This window comes from Candidatus Caldatribacterium sp. (assembly GCA_014359405.1).
Classification (GTDB): domain Bacteria; phylum Atribacterota; class Atribacteria; order Atribacterales; family Caldatribacteriaceae; genus Caldatribacterium; species Caldatribacterium oleiphilum.
This window is the reverse complement of the sequence record JACIZN010000179.1, coordinates 1-2,418: the sequence shown is the minus strand read 5'-3', so window position 1 is coordinate 2,418 and position 2,418 is coordinate 1. Positions and strand designations below refer to the sequence as shown.

The window sequence follows — 2,418 nt, the reverse complement described above, 5'->3', positions numbered from 1 at the left end:
CACACTACTCCGATAACACCAGCGACGATGAGCACATCGGCCACATTGAACGTTGCCCAAAAAGAGGGTTCGATGAAATCAACAACGTACCCTCTCCACAGACGGTCGACGAGATTCCCCCAGGCACCAGCAAGGTACAGAGAGCCTCCCAGATAGAGAGGGAAGGATTTACAAGTTCTCCTCGAGAAGAGAAAGAGGAGAAAAAATGCCGTCACACCCAAAGTCACGGCAACGTGCTGGGGACGGTTGAGGAACTGGAGGCCAAAGGCACTGGCAAAGTTCTTCCGAAGATGGAGCTTCAGAACCCCCGGAACAACAGAGATCGCCCCCTCCCTCAGGAACCCTTCTGCCCACCACTTCGTCAGCTGGTCGAAGAAGACCCCGAGAAACCACAGGAGAAAAAAGGCGACTTTTCCCATCACCTTACTTCCCAATTTTTCCTTCGTTGCGGAGATCGTGAAAGGAGAAGCGGACAACCTCAGTGCTAACGCTCTCTTCTTGTTCCTCTTCCTTGAGGCCCTCTTTCTCCAGGCTCTCCATAAAAGTCTGCAGGAGAGACTTGAAACGAATCTGGAAGAGTCGGTACTTCTCAAAAAGACCTCTGTAGGAAGCCTCGATTTCTCGCTTCTTCTCGAGAGCTTCATCCACAATCTTTTGGGCCCGAAGCCGTGCTTCTTTGATAATCATCTGCGACTCCCGGCGTGCCAATTCTTTCTCAACCTCCGCCTGTTTTTTCCATTCCTCAAGCTGAGCCTGCATCCTCCGCAGGTACTCCTCTTGCTCTGACAGCTTTCGGCGGAGTTCCTTATTCTCTTCAAGCACAAGGGCTACTTGTGCTGCTACCTCTTCGAGGAATTCCCGAACCTCATCCTCGTTGTACCCTCGAAACGACCGGCTGAACTCTGCTTCTGCAATATCCTCAGGTTTCAAAGGCAAACTCCTCACCTCGCTTTCCTGACGAGCTCTTGAACCCTCTGATAGGTTGCCTCTATGCTCTCCATAAGAATGCCTCCAAAGCCTGCCCGCTCAAGAACGTGAAGACCGGCAATAGTTGTTCCTCCCGGAGAGGCGACGAGATTTTTCAAAACTCCAGGATGAACCCCCTTCTCTTTGAGGAGCAGAGCTGTCCCAAGAACGGTTTGCACTGCAAGGCGCAAGCTCTTCTCCCAAGGAAGACCGATTTTCACCCCTCCATCCATGAGTCCTTCGACAAAGCGGGCAACAATGCCAGGACCACTTCCACTCAGGGCGGTGAAAAGACCCAATTCCTCCTCATTTGCCTCAAACACCCATCCCAAGGAAGCAAGAAGGAAGAGGAGCTCTTCCCGGTCCTCTTCCTTTACTTCCGGAGAAAAGTGCACCGGAACAACGCCTTCTCCAACCTCCACACAGAGATTGGGCATCATGCGCACAACAGGAAGGGCAAAGTACTCCTTGAGTTCCTGCACGGTTACTCCTGCGACAACAGAAACGAGAACTCCCTCCTGCCAGGAGGAAAGATTCTGAGCCGCTTCTTGGACGTCTTTCGGTTTAACGGCAAAAAAGACAAATTTCGGAGGATAGAGGAGGGGATTGTCCACCCAGGTTCCACCGCAGGAGCTTGCAAGATTTTGCGCTCGCTCTTTCACCTTATCAAAGAGGAGAAAGTGGTACTTCTTGTGCCACCCATCCCGCGCTAATCCTCGGACAAGTGCACTCCCCATGCTGCCGCACCCAAAAAAGAGGATGTTCCCTTTCACAGCGCTCTCCTTTCTCCAAAAATTGCTCGCCCAAGACGGAGCATCGTTGCCCCCTCAAGAATTGCCAAGGGGTAATCGTCGCTCATACCCATGGAAAGTTCGGTAAGATGAACACCTGGTATCCCGAGGTCATTCACCCTGTCCCGGAGTTCCCGAAGCCGCCGGAACACTCGGCGAATTTCCTCTTCACTCCCTCCCAGGGGACCAATGGTCATGAGTCCTACAATACGGAGGTTAGAAAACTGGGAAAGCTCACGAACAAGCTCTGGAAGCTTCTCCTCAGGCACACCTCCCTGTGTCGTCTTTCCCGTAAGGTTCACCTCAAGAAGCACCGGGTACTCTTCTTTTCCCATGTCCTGGAGATACGCTGCCATTATCCTTCCAAAATCTGGCCGGTCGAGGGAATGCACGAACTGGAAGTGGGTAACGATTTTCCTGAGCTTATTCCGCTGCATGCGACCGATGAAGTGCCATGCAACGTCCTTCCCAGAAAACATCGGCATCTTCCTTAGAGCTTCCTGGACACGATTTTCCCCAAAAATGCGTATCCCCAGCTGCCTCGCTTCTTCCATGAGCTCCACAGGTACACCCTTTGTCACCGCAACAACCGTGATCTCTTCTGGGTCTCTTCCTGCCTTCTCACAGAAGGCAGCAATGGTTTCCCGAACACGCTCGATGT

Annotated in this window: 4 protein-coding genes; all 4 read right to left on the bottom strand. The window is 52.4% G+C overall.

Annotated features, from left to right (window positions below):
* A partial coding sequence (locus H5U36_10105; protein MBC7218458.1) for a signal peptidase II occupies positions 1-419 on the bottom strand: 419 nt, incomplete at its 3' end.
* Positions 420-423: 4 nt separating this feature from the next.
* Complete coding sequence (locus H5U36_10100; protein ID MBC7218457.1) at positions 424-936, bottom strand: DivIVA domain-containing protein; 513 nt, start codon at positions 934-936, stop codon at positions 424-426.
* Positions 937-941: 5 nt separating this feature from the next.
* Positions 942-1,739, bottom strand: coding sequence for a pyrroline-5-carboxylate reductase (proC, locus tag H5U36_10095; protein MBC7218456.1), 798 nt, complete (start codon positions 1,737-1,739; stop codon positions 942-944).
* On the bottom strand, positions 1,736-2,418 hold a 683-nt coding region (locus H5U36_10090; protein MBC7218455.1), incomplete at its 5' end, for a YggS family pyridoxal phosphate-dependent enzyme. The genes proC and H5U36_10090, both read right to left, overlap by 4 nt.